This window comes from Streptomyces glaucescens (assembly GCF_000761215.1).
GTDB lineage: Bacteria > Actinomycetota > Actinomycetes > Streptomycetales > Streptomycetaceae > Streptomyces > Streptomyces glaucescens_B.
This window is the reverse complement of sequence record NZ_CP009438.1, coordinates 6288589-6303403: the sequence shown is the minus strand read 5'-3', so window position 1 is coordinate 6303403 and position 14815 is coordinate 6288589. Positions and strand designations below refer to the sequence as shown.

The following is a 14815-nucleotide window of genomic DNA, read 5'->3' as shown; positions in this document are numbered from 1 at the left end:
CGCCGTACGCCTGCCGGGTCGCCGAACGGGTCGTCAGCGCGAGCGCGGGACCGTACCCGTCCCGGTTCGTGACCCTCCGGCCGCGGCCGGGCCGCCGGCCCGGCCCACTGGTCCGTCCCCACCGTCGTCCCCGCCCCCGTTGCCGTCCTCGGTCACCGGGTCGTGGGAGCGGCGCCTGGCGATCACCGCGCACACCATGAGCTGCATCTGGTGGAAGAGCATCAGCGGCAGCACCGCCAGCGACGCCTGGGCGCCGAAGAGCACGCTCGCCATGGGCAGCCCGGCGGCGAGCGACTTCTTCGACCCGGCGAACTGGACGGTGATCCGGTCCGCGCGGCCGAAGCCGAGCGCCTTGGCGCCGTACCAGGTCAGCGCGAGCATCACGGCGAGCAGCACGGCCTCCACGGCGAGCAGCCCGGCGAGCCGGGCGGGGCTCACCTGGTGCCAGATGCCCCGGACCATGCCCTCGCTGAAGGCGGCGTAGACGACGAGGAGGATCGAGCCGCGGTCGACGTGGCCGAGGACCTTCTTGTGACGGGTGACGAACCCGCCGATCCAGCGCCGCAGCACCTGCCCGGCGAGGAACGGCACGAGCAGCTGCAGCACGATCTTCAGCAGGGAGTCGGCGGAGAGGCCGCCGGCGCTGCCGCCGAGCAGGGACGCCGCGAGCAGCGGGGTGACGACGATGCCCGCGAGGGAGGAGAAGGAGCCGGCGCAGATCGCGGCGGGGACGTTGCCGCGCGCGATGGAGGTGAAGGCGATGGAGGACTGGATCGTCGACGGGACGAGGGTGAGGAAGAGCAGCCCTTGCCACAGGGAGTGGGTGAGCACCACCGGCACCAGGCCGCGGGCGGCCAGCCCGAACAGCGGGAAGACGACGAAGGTGCAGGCCAGGACGGTGAGGTGGAGCCGCCAGTGTTTCAGTCCGTCGAGCGCCTCGCGGGTGGAGAGGCGGGCGCCGTAGAGGAAGAAGAGGAACGCGATGGCGGCGGTGGAGGCGCCGGAGACGACGTCGGCGGCCGTGCCGCGGGCCGGGAGGAGGGCCGCGAGACCCACCGTCCCGAGCAGCAGCAGGATGTACGGGTCGATCGGCAGCCGGCTCGGCCGTCGCAGGCGTTTCACGGTGCTCCACACGGTTCTCGGACGAAGGCGGACAGCGGTACGGAGGAGGCCCGGCAGCGACGCGGAACGGCGACGCGAGTCAGTGGCGGGGGCCCCTCCCCTCCATCGTGCTTCCCCGCCCGCCGATCGGGAATCCGGCACACCACTCTGACTGTCATCACGCAATGCGATGAGCGGGGCTATCCTCGGCACATGTACGACCCGTCCCACCTGCGTACCTTCCTCGCGGTGGCGCAGACGCTGAGTTTCACGCAGGCCGCCCGGCGGCTCGGCCTGCGCCAGTCGACGGTCAGCCAGCACGTGCGGCGTCTGGAGGACGCGACCGGGCGGACGCTGTTCTCCCGGGACACGCACTCGGTGGAGCTGACCGAGGACGGCGAGGCGATGCTCGGTTTCGCCCGGCGGATCCTGGAGGTGCACGAGCAGGCGTCGGCGTTCTTCGCGGGCACCCGGCTGCGCGGCAGGCTGCGGTTCGGGGCCTCGGAGGACTTCGTGCTCACCCGGCTGCCGGAGATCCTGGAGGGCTTCCGGCACGACCATCCCGAGGTCGACCTGGAGCTGACGGTGGAGTTGTCGGGCACCCTGCACGAGCGGCTGGCGGCCGGCAAGCTCGACCTGGTGCTGGCCAAGCGGCGGCCCGAGGACCCGCGCGGAGAGCTGGTCTGGCACGACCGGCTGGTGTGGATCGGCGCCGACCGGCTGCGCCCGGATCCGGAGCGTCCGGTGCCGCTGATCGTGTATCCACCGCCGGGCATCACCCGCGCGCTGGCGCTGGAGGCACTGGAGCGGCAGGGGCGGGCCTGGCGGATCGTGTGCACCAGCGGCAGTCTCAACGGCCTGATCGCGGCGGCCCGGGCCGGGCTCGGGGTGATGGCCCACTCGCGGGGGCTGATCCCGCCGGGCCTGGTGCGGGTCCCCGACCGGTTCGGCCTGCCGGAGCTCGGCCGGGTCGACTTCGTCCTGGTCCACGGCCACCGCCACACCCCGGCGCAAGAGGCGGCGGACGCCCTCGCGGCGGCGATCCTGGCGGGCGGCGACCGCCTGCACCGCCGCTGAGCCGGGGGCCCGCCCGCACCACCGCCGAGCCGGGGCCCGCGCACACCTCCGCCGAGCCGGCGACCGCTGGGTCGGCCGCCGTCCACGCCACCCCCCAGCCAGATGCCGCCCGTACCAGCCCCCGCACCACCCCCCGAGCCGGCCACCGCCCGCACCACCCCCCGAGCCGGAAGCCGTCCACGCCGCCGCCCGCCGGCCACCCGCACCGTCACCGAGCGGGCGGACGCAGAACGGTGCGGCCCTGTCCGCCCAGTGCGCCCAGTCCGGCCGGCCGCCCGGTCCGTCCGTACGGGAGTGACGAAATCCGTCCCGCTCGCGCTGGAGGGAGTGCCGGTGGGCGCGGGGCGACCGGTAGGCCGGTCGTACAGATTCCGTGGAGATTACGGCACCGAAACTTACTCCACCGTCAGGAATCCGCCCGGCCCCTCCCCATCTGCGCCCATTCCTCCCCCGCTGACCAGCGCGTACGTGAGCGTCGCTCGCCTTTTGCGCCCCTCCCGTCCCGACTCTGCGTGGGGTAGCTTTCACGGCCTGTGCGGGGCGCCAGGCGTCACCGGGAGCCGTCACGGAGAGCGGGGGAGCGGGTTTGCGCGAATTCACCAACCCTCCGTCGGCGCTGCCGCCCCCCGTGGGCGGTCTCGCCGACGCCGTCTACCGCAACGCCGAGGACGACCCCGGGCACGTCGCGCTCGGCCGCAAGGACGAGACGGGACGCTGGCGCGACGTGACCGCCGCGGAGTTCCGCGACGAGGTGCTGGCCCTGGCCAAGGGGCTGCTGGCGCGGGGCGTGCGGTTCGGTGACCGGGTCGCGATCATGTCCCGTACCCGCTACGAGTGGACCCTCTTCGACTTCGCGCTGTGGTCGATCGGCGCCCAGGTGGTACCCGTCTACCCGACCTCCTCGGCCGACCAGTGCCTCTGGATGCTGCACGACGCCGAGGTCACGGCCGCGGTCGTGGAGCACGAGGACCACGCGATGACGATCGCCACCGTCATCGACCGGCTGCCGCGGCTGGGGCAGCTGTGGCAGCTCGACGCGGGCGCGGTCGGCGAGCTGTACGACGCCGGGGCGCACCTCGACGACGAGGTGGTGCACCGCCACCGCACCGCGGTCACCCCGGAGACGGTGGCGACGGTGATCTACACCTCGGGCACCACGGGCCGGCCCAAGGGCTGTGTGCTCTCGCACGGCAACTTCATGTTCGAGGCGGACACGGTCCTCGAGCGCTGGGAGCCGCTGTTCCACTCCCGCAAGGGCGACGAGGCGGCCACCCTGCTCTTCCTGCCGCTGGCGCACGTGTTCGGCCGGATGGTGCAGGTCGCGGCGATCCGCGGCCGGGTCCGCTTCGGCCACCAACCGCAGTTGAACGCCGCCGCCCTGCTGCCCGACCTGGCGGCCTTCCGGCCGACCTTCTTCCTGGCGGTGCCGTACATCTTCGAGAAGGTCTTCACCGCCGCCCGCCGCAGGGCGGAGCTCGAGGGGCGCACGGGGCCGTTCGAGAAGGCCGTCGACGTCGCCGTGCGGTACGCGGAGGCGATGGAGGAGAGGGCCTGGGGCACCGGGCCGGGGCCGTCGGCGGGGCTGCGGATGCAGCACCAGCTCTTCGACAAGCTCGTCTACGCCAAGGTGCGCGAGGCGATGGGCGGCCGGGTGCGGTACGCCATGTCGGGCGGCTCGGCGATGGACCGGCGCCTCGGCCTGTTCTTCGCGGGCGCGGGCGTGCACGTCTTCGAGGGTTACGGCCTGACCGAGTCCACGGCCGCCGCCACCGCCAATCCGCCCGAGCGCACCCGCTACGGCACGGTCGGGCAGCCCGTCCCCGGCGTGACCGTGCACATCGCGGACGACGGCGAGATCTGGCTGCGCGGCGGGAACGTCTTCCAGGGTTACCTCAACAACCCCAAGGCCACCGACGAGACCTTGCAGGACGGCTGGCTGGCCACCGGCGACCTCGGGGTCCTCGACGAGGACGGCTACCTCACCATCACCGGCCGCAAGAAGGAGATCCTGGTCACGTCCGGCGGGAAAAGCGTTTCGCCCGGGCCCCTGGAGGAACGTGTCCGGGACCATCCGCTGGTCGCGCAGTGCATCGTCGTCGGCAACGACCGTCCGTACGTCGCCGCGCTGATCACCCTCGACCAGGAGGCAGTGGAGCACTGGCTGAAGATGCGCAACAAACCCCTGATGACCGCGGCGCAACTGGTACGCGATCCGGATCTGGAGACGGAGATCCGGCGGGCGGTGGTCACCGCGAACACCCTGGTGTCGCAGGCCGAGTCGATCCGCACCTTCCGTATCCTCGCCCAGCCGTTCACCGAGGAGCACGGCCTGCTCACCCCGTCGCTGAAGCTGAAGCGCAGGGCCATCGAGAAGGCGTACGCGAACGAGGTGGAGGCGCTGTACCCGGCCTGATCCGACGCGCACGCGCACATGGATTCCCCGGTCAGGAATGCATCGCGGCCCGTGATCGTTGACGATATGAGTACCACCTGACGACAACCGAAGGATCACAAGCTCGTGAGCAGCAAGGTCCCCCCGATCATCCTCAACAACGGCGTCGAGATGCCCCAGCTGGGCTTCGGCGTCTGGCAGGTGCCGGACGACGAGGCGGAGCGGGCGGTCACCACCGCTCTGGAGGCCGGGTACCGCAGCATCGACACAGCGGCGATCTACGGCAACGAAGAGGGCACCGGCAAGGCCGTCGCCGCCTCCGGCATCCCCCGCGAGGAGCTCTTCGTCACCACCAAGCTCTGGAACAGCGACCAGGGGTACGACTCCACACTGCGTGCCTTCGACCTCTCGCTGTCCAAGCTCGGCCTGGACTACGTGGACCTGTACCTCATCCACTGGCCGCTGCCGGCCCGGGACACCTACGTCGACACCTACCGGGCGTTCGAGAAGCTCCACGCCGACGGGCGGATCAAGGCCATCGGCGTCTCCAACTTCCTGCCGGAGCACCTGGAGCGGCTGATCGACGAGACCTCGGTCGTCCCGGCGGTCAACCAGATCGAGCTGCACCCCCACCTCCAGCAGCACGCCACGCGGCAGTACCACGCGGACCACGGCATCGCCACCGAGGCCTGGTCGCCGCTGGGCCAGGGCAAGGGCCTGCTGGAGGTCCCGGCCATCGTCGCCATCGCGCAGAAGCACGGCCGCACGCCGGCCCAGGTCGTGCTGCGCTGGCACATCCAGCTGGGCAACGTGGTCATCCCGAAGTCGGTGACGCCCTCCCGGATCGAGGAGAACATCGACGTCTTCGACTTCAGCCTGGACACCGAGGACCTGGCGGCGATCAGCGCGCTGAACGAGGACCGGCGGATCGGCCCGGACCCCGCCGAGTTCGACATGGCCTGAGCCGCGGCGGTACGGCCACGGCGAGCGCGCCCCCCGGGACCGGGTCGAGGTCCCGGGGGGCGCGCTCGTTCCGGGCCGGCCTGGGCCCCGCGGGCGCGGCGTGCGTCGCACGGCGACCTCGTACGTCTCCCAGGGGCGTCGTACGGCTCACAGGGACTTCGTCGCCGTGTGCACGGTGTGCGCGGCCAGGACGAACACGTCCGGCCGCCGGTGCACGCTCCCCTCGTCGTCGGGGTCGAGCAGCCGGTCGAGGGTGGCGCGGTCGCCGGCGTCGAGGTGGTCACCGAAGGAGTCGCGGAGCCGGGACAGGGTGGCGGCGACATGGGCGCGGGCCCGGCCGGTGGCGGGGGCGGGCAGGTCCAGCAGGAAGCTGCGGCTGTGCGGGTGGCCGAGGCCGGCGGCGGCGAGCAGGGCGGGCCAGTCCTCCGTCTCCGCGACGCTGCCGGGCAGGCCCGCCCGCATCTGCGCGAACCACTCCTCGTGCAGCGCGTCGAGCCGGGCCTGGAGTCCGGGGCGGCCGAAGCCGAGGTCGCGGGGGAGGAAACGGGCGGGCAGCCCGCCCTCCAGGACGGCGAGCGTGCCGCCGGGGGCGAGCCGGCCGGCGAAGGCGGCGAGGGCGGCCCGCTGGTCGCCGAGGTGGTGCACGCTGCGGCCGGCCCACAGCAGGTCGGCCGGATAGTCGAGGTCGCCGAGGACACCGGGCAGTTCCCCGGCGAGGGTGCCGAACCGGTCGGCGACTCCGAGGCGTTCGGCGCGGGCGCGGGCGCGCTCCAGCAGGGGCTCGGCGCCGTCGACGGCGACCACCCGGGCACCGGGGAAGGTCTCGGCGAGCAGGCAGGAGACGACACCGGGCCCGCTGCCCGCGTCCACCACCAGGCCCGGGTCGGTCTGCTGCCGGGCCAGCCAGGCCAGCGCCCGCTCGTACAGCGGGGCGTACAGCTCGGCCTGCGACTCCAGCAGCGGGGCCATCCCGGCCCAGTCGATGTCGCCGTGGTCATGGTGCCGGTGGTGGTGCTGGTCGTGCTCGTGGTCGTGCTCGTGCGCCATGGTGCTCAGCCTCTCCTCCGGGTGCCGCCAAGGGTGCGGCGGCACGCCGCGGGGAGGCAAGCCGGGTTGCCGGGACGGCAAACGCCCGACGGCCCGCCGGGGCACGGCCACGCGGGCCGGCCCCGGCGGTTCACCGGTCGTCGGCCCGGCCACCGCGGCCACCGGATGCCGCGGTGCCCGGGTCCGCCGTCAGGACAGCGGCGGGTAGGCGTTCCGCATCAGCTGCTGGAACTGCGCGGAGAACCAGTGGCCGGAGATCGGGGCGTCGGGCAGGGCGCCGGACATGTTGTTGTTGTTGCGCGGGTTGCCGGTGTACGTCGGGTCGCACATCCGGTCGAAGCCCTTGCCCTCGTTGTTCGGGATCTCCTTGCTGGATCCGTCGGACTCCCCCGGCGGCTTCATCCAGACGTAGGCGTCGATGCCCGGCTCGGGGTTGGCCCGCGGCCGCTCGCCGAGTCCCGCCCCGGCCTGGTTGCACCAGTTGCCGAGGTGGATGCGGCGGTCGTAGCGGCCGCCGTCGACGTAGGTGTCGACGTTGGTCAGGGCGCCCGGTCCGGTGGGCCGCGCGGTGCCGCCCCAGCCGTTGCGGGAGGTGTCGATCAGCATGCCGATCTTCGAGTCGAAGCCGATCGAGACGAGCTTGTCGCGCATGGCCTGGGCGTAGGACAGCTCGTCGGTGTAGCGGTTCCAGTCGACCCACTTGGACTGGCGCACGGAGGTCCCGTTCACCGTGTCCGTGATCTTGAAGTGGTCCTCCTTCAGGGCGCTGTAGTTGGCGGTGTTGACGATGAAGCCGTGCACGTCGGAGACGGTGGCGCCCTCGGTGGTGGCGGCGGTCTTGAACATGTCGGCGGAGGGCCCGAAGTTGTCGTCCCAGCCGAGCCAGCCGTGGTGGCCGGCGTCGATGTAGTTGTAGACGTTGGGGATGTCGCCGAGCTTGTTCAGGGCGTAGCCGACGCCCTTCTGGTAGTTGCCGTTGGCCTTCATCACGTCGCAGTTGGGCGTGGCGGTGGGCCGCGGGGTGACGTTGGTGACGAGGTTGGGCAGCGAGTCGATCTCGATCGTGGTGACGATCCGCAGGTCCTTGTACTTGGGGTCGGCGAGGATCGCGGCGATCGGGTCGATGTACTGGGTCTTGTACTTGTCGATCTCCGTCGGGCCGAGCTCGCCGTTGGAGGCGAGGGCGGAGCAGTCACGGCCGGGCAGGTTGTAGATGACCAGCTGGATGTACAGCTCGCCGGTGCCCTTCTGCCGCAGCGCCTCGTCGAGGTGGTCGCGCAGGCCCATGCCGCCGTTGACGCCGTTGATGGCGGCGATCCGGTCCAGCCACACGCCGGTGGGCTGGTTGGCGATGCGGCTGCCGCCCGGCTCGGCGGCGGCCTTCGCGGACCACTCGGGGTTCACGTAGCCCTTGGCGCCCGCGTACGGGTTGTCGGCCTTGCCGGACGGGTTCGGCGGCGGGTCGGTGGGGCCGCCGGGTCCTCCGCTGCCGTCGTCGACGTTGCAGGTGACGCCGTCGAGGGTGAAGGTGGCCGGGATCGCGTTGGTGCCGCTGTAGCTGCCCTGGAAGCCGAAGTTGACCGAGCCGCCGGTGGGGAGCTGGCCGTTGTAGCCCTCGTTGGCGGCGGTGACGGCGGCCCCGCTCTGGGTGACCTTGGCGTTCCAGGCGCTGGTGACCCGCTGGTTGCCGGCGTAGGACCACTTCACCGACCATGCGGACTTGGCGGCGCCGTTGTTGGTGATGGTGACGGAGGCGGTGAAGCCGGTGCTCCACTGGTTCTGCACCTTGTAGTCGACGGTGCAGGGTACGGCGGCGGCGCCGACGTCACCGGGCATCGCGGCCATGGCGGTCCCGGTCGCACCGCCCACGAGCGTGAGTGCGGCGAGCAGTGCTGTTCTCGTTCGGGTACGGCTCATCAGTGCGGGTTCCTGTTCTCTGGCTGCTGTGGGGAGTGCGCGCCCGCAGCGGGGCGCGGTCGAGTGCGCGTCGGGCCGGACGGCGTCGACGCGAGCGAGTCAGGAGCGGGCGCGAGGGGGCCTCAGGGAGCGGGCCGGGCGGCGCCGACGAGTAAAAGACCTGAACGCGGGGGGTGTCGCATGAGCGAGTCCTTGCAGCTCGGGCACGTCGGGACGGACGTGACGACTGGCGGAATCGCTCCCACTGGTGATGGCGAAGGTAGCGCCAAGTGACGGTGAACAACAGGGGAGTTGCTTGACTTTTCCGTCGACGTGTTCATCGAATCTTTTCGACTCTTCAAGCGTCTTGACCGGAACTGGCCCCGTCCTCACTATGGGAGCGCTCCCACTGGTTCAAGCCTTGACTTTTCCGCCCCCCTCAGCCGCCGCAAGGAGGAACCAGATCATGCCCCTGAGAAGCAGACGCCGCGCCACGCGGCGGTTATGGACAGCCGCGTTCGCGGCCCTCGCGGTACCCCTGTCGATGCTGGCCGCCAACCCGAGCCCCGCGCACGCGGCGGCGCTCCAGTGCAGCGTCGACTACAAGACCAACGACTGGGGTTCCGGCTTCACCGCGGAGCTCACGTTCACCAACCGCGGTACGGACGTGATCGACGGCTGGACGCTGACGTACTCCTACGGTGGCAACCAGAAGCTGACCAACGGCTGGAACGGCACCTGGTCCCAGTCCGGTCAGACGGTCACGGTGCGGAACGCGCCGTACAACGGCCGGGTCGCGGCCGGCGCGGCCGTGTCCGCCGGCGCCCAGTTCACCTACAGCGGCACCAACACCGCGCCCACCTCGTTCGCGGTGAACGGCACCACCTGTGCCGGCGCCCACCAGCCGCCCATCACTGTGCTGACCAGCCCCGCGGCGGGCGCGGTCTACGCACAGGGCGACGCGGTGCCGCTCGCGGCCACCGCCGCCGCGGCGGACAACGCGAACATCACCAAGGTCGAGTTCTACGACGACACCACCCTGCTGGGCACGGACACCACCGCGCCCTACACGCACACCGCCTCCGGTTTGACCGTGGGCAGTCATTCGCTGGTGGCGAAGGCCTACGACAGCCTCGGGGCGTCGGCGTCCTCGACGCCGGTCGGCATCACGGTCGCGTCGGGACCCGCCGTGGTCGCCTCCCCGACGCAACTCCCCGTCCAGCAGGGGAAGACGGGCACCTATGAGCTGCGGCTGTCGACCCGGCCGTCCGGCAACGTCACCGTCACCACCACCCGGGCCTCCGGCAACACGGGCCTCTCGGTGACCGGCGGCGCCTCGCTCACCTTCACCCCGTCGAACTGGAACACCCCGCAGACGGTGACCGTCAGCGCCGACTCCACCGGCACCGGCGCGGCCGTCTTCGAGTCGGCGGCGCCCGGCCACGGCAAGGCCTCGGTGACCGTCACCCAGATCGGGGCGGCCAAGGAGTACGACGCCCGCTTCCTGGAGCTGTACGGCAAGATCACCAACCCGGCGAACGGCTACTTCTCCCCCGAGGGCATCCCCTACCACTCGGTGGAGACGCTGATCGTCGAGGCGCCGGACCACGGCCATGAGACCACGTCGGAGGCGTACAGCTACCTGCTGTGGCTCCAGGCCATGTACGGCAAGGTGACGGGCGACTGGACCAAGTTCAACGGCGCCTGGGAGATCATGGAGAAGTACATGATCCCCACCAAGGCCGACCAGCCGACCAACTCCTTCTACAACGCCTCGAAGCCCGCGACGTACGCACCGGAACTCGACACCCCCAACGAGTACCCGGCGAAGCTGGAGAGCGGGGTCTCGGTCGGACCGGACCCGATCGCCGCCGAGCTGAGGTCCGCGTACGGCACGGACGAGGTCTACGGCATGCACTGGCTGCAGGACGTCGACAACGTCTACGGCTACGGCAACTCGCCCGGCAAGTGCGAGGCCGGACCGGCGGACACCGGCCCGTCGTACATCAACACCTTCCAGCGCGGCGCCCAGGAGTCGGTCTGGGAGACGGTCCCGCAGCCGACCTGCGACGCCTTCAAGTACGGCGGCCGCAACGGCTATCTGGACCTGTTCACCGGTGACTCCTCCTACGCCAAGCAGTGGAAGTTCACCAACGCCCCCGACGCCGACGCGCGCGCGGTGCAGGCCGCCTACTGGGCGGACATCTGGGCCGAGCAGCAGGGCAAGGGCTCGCAGGTCGCGGCCACCGTCGCCAAGGCGGCGAAGATGGGCGACTACCTGCGGTACGCGATGTACGACAAGTACTTCAAGAAGGTCGGCAACTGCGTGGGGCCGACGGCCTGCCCGGCGGGCACCGGCAAGGACTCCTCGCACTACCTGCTGTCCTGGTACTACGCCTGGGGCGGCGCCGTCGACACCTCGGCGGGCTGGGCCTGGCGCATCGGCTCCTCCCACGCCCACGGCGGCTACCAGAACCCGCTCGCCGCGCACGCCCTGGCCAACTACCCGGACCTGAAGCCGAAGTCGGCGACGGGCCAGGCGGACTGGGCGAAGTCCCTCGACCGGCAGCTGGAGTTCTACCGCTGGCTGCAGTCGGCCGAGGGCGCCATCGCGGGCGGTGCCACCAACAGCTGGGCGGGCCGCTACGCCACCCCGCCGGCCGGCACGCCGACCTTCTACGGCATGTACTACGACGAGAAGCCCGTCTACCACGACCCGCCGTCCAACCAGTGGTTCGGCTTCCAGGCGTGGTCGATGGAGCGGGTCGCCGAGTACTACCAGCAGACGGGTGACGCGGACGCCAAGGTCGTGCTCGACAAGTGGGTCGACTGGGCGCTGTCCAAGACCACCGTCAACCCGGACGGCTCCTTCCGGATCCCGTCCACCCTCCAGTGGTCGGGCAAGCCCGACACCTGGAACCCGTCCAGCCCCGGCGGCAACACCGGGCTGCACGTCACCGTCGTCGACTACACCAACGACGTCGGCGTGGCCGCCTCGTACGCCAAGACCCTGACGTACTACGCCGACCGCTCCGGTGACACGGACGCGGCACGGGTGGCGAAGGCCCTGCTCGACGGCATGTGGGAGAACAACCAGGACGCGCTCGGCATCGCCGTCCCGGAGACCCGCACGGACTACAGCCGCTTCAACGAGAAGATCTACATCCCGAGCGGCTGGACCGGCACCATGCCGAACGGCGACACGATCAACTCGTCCTCGACCTTCTCGTCGATCCGTTCGTTCTACAAGAACGACCCGTCCTGGTCGAAGATCGAGAGCTACCTCGCGGGCGGTGCCGCGCCCACGTTCACGTATCACCGGTTCTGGGCCCAGGTGGACATCGCCACCGCCATGGGTTCGTACGCGGAGCTCCTCGAATAGTCCCCGCCGGGCGCTCCGCGGGCCGGACGGTGGTGCTCACCGCTCGGTCCCGGAACCGCCTGAAGGCTCCGCGTACGTGGCCTCGTCACCTGACGGCGAGGCCGTCCGGCCGGGCGGTCCCCACCCGCACTGGGGGCCGCCCGGCCGTCGTCCGTCCCCACCCCGCACCCGCACCCGCACCCGCACCCGCACCCGCACCCGCACCCGCACCGTCCCTGCCTCAGCTTCCGCAGCAGGAAGGACATCCCCACCGTGCGAAGAACCCGCATCCTCACGGCCGTGCTGGCGCTCGCGGCCGGCCTGCTCGCGGGCGCCCCGCCCGCGCTGGCGGCCGAGCCCGTCGAGCGAGAGGTGTCGATCACCGCCGACACCTACACCTGGAAGAACGCCCGGATCGACGGGGGCGGCTTCGTCCCCGGCATCGTCTTCAACCGCAAGGAGAGGAACCTCGCCTACGCCCGCACCGACATCGGCGGCGCCTACCGCTGGCAGCAGTCGACGAAGACGTGGACGCCCCTGCTGGACCACGTCGGCTGGGACGACTGGGGCCACACGGGCGTGGTGAGCATCGCCTCCGACCCGGTGGACCCCGACAGGGTGTACGCGGCGGTCGGCACCTACACCAACGACTGGGACCCGGGCAACGGGGCCGTGCTGCGCTCCGCCGACCGCGGCGCCAGCTGGCGCAGGACGGACCTGCCCTTCAAGCTGGGCGGCAACATGCCGGGCCGCGGCATGGGCGAGCGACTCGCCGTCGACCCGCACCGCAACAGCGTGCTGTACCTGGGCGCGCCCAGCGGCAAGGGCCTGTGGCGGTCGACGGACTCGGGGGCGACCTGGTCGCAGGTGGCGAACTTCCCCAACGTGGGCAACTACGCCCAGGACCCCGCCGACACCTCCGGCTACGCCAGCGACAACCAGGGCATCGTCTGGGTCACCTTCGACGAGTCCACCGGCACCGCCGGCAGCGCCACCAGGACGATCTACGTCGGGGTCGCCGACAAGGAGAACGCGGTCTACCGCTCGACGGACGCGGGCGCGACCTGGCAGCGGCTGGCGGGGCAGCCGACGGGACACCTGGCCCACAAGGGCGTGCTGGACACGGTCGAGGGCCAGTTGTACATCGCGTACAGCGACAAGGGCGGCCCCTACGACGGCGGCAAGGGCCGGCTCTGGCGGTACACCACCGCCACCGGCACCTGGACCGACATCAGCCCCGTCGCCGAGGCCGACACCTACTACGGCTTCAGCGGACTGACGGTCGACCGGCAGAGGCCGGGCACCCTCATGGCCACGGCCTACAGCTCCTGGTGGCCGGACACCCAGATCTTCCGCTCCACCGACAGCGGCGCCACCTGGACCAAGGCGTGGGACTACACCTCGTACCCGAACCGCGAGAACCGGTACACGATGGACGTCTCGTCCTCCCCGTGGCTGACCTGGGGCGCCAGCCCGTCCCCGCCCGAGCAGACCCCGAAGCTCGGCTGGATGACCGAGGCGCTGGAGATCGACCCGTTCGACTCGGACCGGATGATGTACGGCACCGGCGCCACGGTCTACGGCACCGAGAACCTCACCGACTGGGACACCGGGGCCAAGTTCGTCATCCGGCCGATGGTGCGGGGACTGGAGGAGACCGCGGTCCTCGACCTCGCCTCTCCCCCGTCGGGCGCGCCGCTGCTCAGCGCCCTCGGTGACATCGGCGGCTTCCGGCACACGGACCTGACGAAGGTCCCGCCGATGATGTACACCTCCCCCAACTTCACCTCCACCACCAGCCTCGACTACGCGGAGTCCGCCCCGGACACGGTGGTCCGGGTGGGCAACCTCGACTCCGGCCCGCACATCGCGTTCTCCACGGACAACGGCGCCAACTGGTTCGCGGGCACCGACCCGTCCGGGGTGAGCGGCGGCGGCACGGTCGCGGCGGCGGCCGACGGCAGCCGCTTCGTGTGGAGCCCGCAGGGCGCCGGCGTGCACCACACGACCGGCTTCGGCTCGTCGTGGCGGGCGTCCGCCGGCATCCCCGCGGGCGCGATCGTCGAGTCCGACCGGGTCGACCCGAAGACCTTCTACGGCTTCAAGTCCGGGAAGTTCTACGTCAGCACGGACGGCGGCGCCACCTTCACCGCCTCCCCCGCGGCCGGCCTGCCCGGCGGCGACAGCGTGCGCTTCAAGGCGCTGCCCGGCGCCAAGGGCGACATCTGGCTGGCGGGCGGCGCGAGCGACGGGGCGTACGGCCTGTGGCACTCCACGGACGGCGGCGCCACCTTCACCAGGCTGCCGAACGTGGAGCAGGCCGACACCATCGGCTTCGGCAAGGCGGCGGCCGGCGCCTCGTACCAGACGCTCTACACCAGCGCCGAGATCGGCGGGGTGCGCGGCATCTTCCGCTCCACCGACAAGGGCGCGACGTGGACCCGGATCAACGACGACGCCCACCAGTGGGGCTGGACCGGCGCGGCGATCACCGGCGACCCGCGGGTGTTCGGCCGGGTGTACGTGGCGACCAACGGACGCGGGGTGATCTACGGCGACACCTCCGGCACCGGCGACGGGGGCGGCGGCACGGATCCGGGTCCCACCCCGACGCCCACGGGTGCCTGCGCGGTGACCTACGAGATCACCAACCAGTGGCCGGGCGGCTTCCAGGCGGACGTGCGGTTGTCCAACACCGGGGACACCGCGTGGAACGGCTGGTCGCTGAGCTGGACCTTCCCGGGCGGCCAGACGGTGGCGCAGATGTGGAACGCCGGGCACAGCCAGACCGGTTCGTCCGTGACGGCGAGGAACGTCGGCTGGAACGCGAGCGTGGCCCCCGGCTCGTCGGTGGGCTTCGGCTTCACCGGCAACGGGTCGGGCACCGATGCCGAACCCGCCGCCTTCACACTGGACGGCCGGTCCTGCACCGTGAACTGACCGGCGGGGCGCGCGCCGCGACCGGCGCGCGCCCGTGC

General features: G+C 71.6%; 8 protein-coding genes. 5 read left to right on the top strand and 3 right to left on the bottom strand.

The window, feature by feature from the left end; translation table 11 throughout:
* Positions 1-33 precede the first annotated feature (33 nt).
* The gene (locus tag SGLAU_RS27245) at positions 34-1122 is read right to left on the bottom strand and encodes a bile acid:sodium symporter family protein (protein ID WP_043505166.1); all 1089 of its coding nucleotides are present in this window, start codon (positions 1120-1122) and stop codon (positions 34-36) included.
* Positions 1123-1314: 192 nt separating this feature from the next.
* On the opposite strand from SGLAU_RS27245, the gene SGLAU_RS27240 reads away from it, so the two are divergent.
* The 3 genes from SGLAU_RS27240 to SGLAU_RS27230 all read left to right on the top strand — a co-directional run bounded on the left by SGLAU_RS27240 (position 1315) and on the right by SGLAU_RS27230 (position 5533).
* Positions 1315-2178, top strand: a complete 864-nt coding sequence (locus SGLAU_RS27240) for a LysR substrate-binding domain-containing protein (RefSeq protein WP_043505165.1) — start codon at positions 1315-1317, stop codon at positions 2176-2178.
* Between the two features lie 586 nt (positions 2179-2764).
* Positions 2765-4591, top strand: a complete 1827-nt coding sequence (locus SGLAU_RS27235) for an AMP-dependent synthetase/ligase (protein WP_043505164.1) — start codon at positions 2765-2767, stop codon at positions 4589-4591.
* Positions 4592-4696: 105 nt separating this feature from the next.
* Complete coding sequence (locus tag SGLAU_RS27230; protein WP_043505163.1) at positions 4697-5533, top strand: aldo/keto reductase; 837 nt, start codon at positions 4697-4699, stop codon at positions 5531-5533.
* A 147-nt stretch (positions 5534-5680) separates the two neighbouring features.
* Here SGLAU_RS27230 and SGLAU_RS27225 read toward each other — a convergent pair whose 3' ends face one another.
* Together SGLAU_RS27225 and SGLAU_RS27220 are read right to left on the bottom strand one after the other, a co-directional pair.
* Entirely contained in the window at positions 5681-6580 is a 900-nt protein-coding gene (locus SGLAU_RS27225) for a class I SAM-dependent methyltransferase (protein ID WP_043505161.1), read from the bottom strand.
* A 189-nt stretch (positions 6581-6769) separates the two neighbouring features.
* Complete coding sequence (locus SGLAU_RS27220; protein ID WP_043505160.1) at positions 6770-8497, bottom strand: glycoside hydrolase family 6 protein; 1728 nt, start codon at positions 8495-8497, stop codon at positions 6770-6772.
* Positions 8498-8942: 445 nt separating this feature from the next.
* Here SGLAU_RS27220 and SGLAU_RS27215 point away from each other — a divergent pair, with 445 nt between their 5' ends.
* Together SGLAU_RS27215 and SGLAU_RS27210 are read left to right on the top strand one after the other, a co-directional pair.
* Positions 8943-11858, top strand: a complete 2916-nt coding sequence (locus tag SGLAU_RS27215) for a glycoside hydrolase family 48 protein (RefSeq protein WP_043505158.1) — start codon at positions 8943-8945, stop codon at positions 11856-11858.
* A gap of 252 nt (positions 11859-12110) precedes the next feature.
* Entirely contained in the window at positions 12111-14777 is a 2667-nt protein-coding gene (locus SGLAU_RS27210; RefSeq protein ID WP_043505157.1) for a cellulose binding domain-containing protein, read from the top strand.
* The last annotated feature ends 38 nt before the right edge of the window (positions 14778-14815 follow it).

Excerpts from the sequence above, each read along its gene's own strand:
- SGLAU_RS27225 (WP_043505161.1), bottom strand. The coding sequence starts at position 6,580 with ATGGCGCACGAGCACGACCACGAGCACGACCAGCACCACCACCGGCAC.
- SGLAU_RS27215 (WP_043505158.1), top strand. The coding sequence starts at position 8,943 with ATGCCCCTGAGAAGCAGACGCCGCGCCACGCGGCGGTTATGGACAGCC.
- SGLAU_RS27240 (WP_043505165.1), top strand. The coding sequence starts at position 1,315 with ATGTACGACCCGTCCCACCTGCGTACCTTCCTCGCGGTGGCGCAGACG.
- SGLAU_RS27220 (WP_043505160.1), bottom strand. The coding sequence starts at position 8,497 with ATGAGCCGTACCCGAACGAGAACAGCACTGCTCGCCGCACTCACGCTC.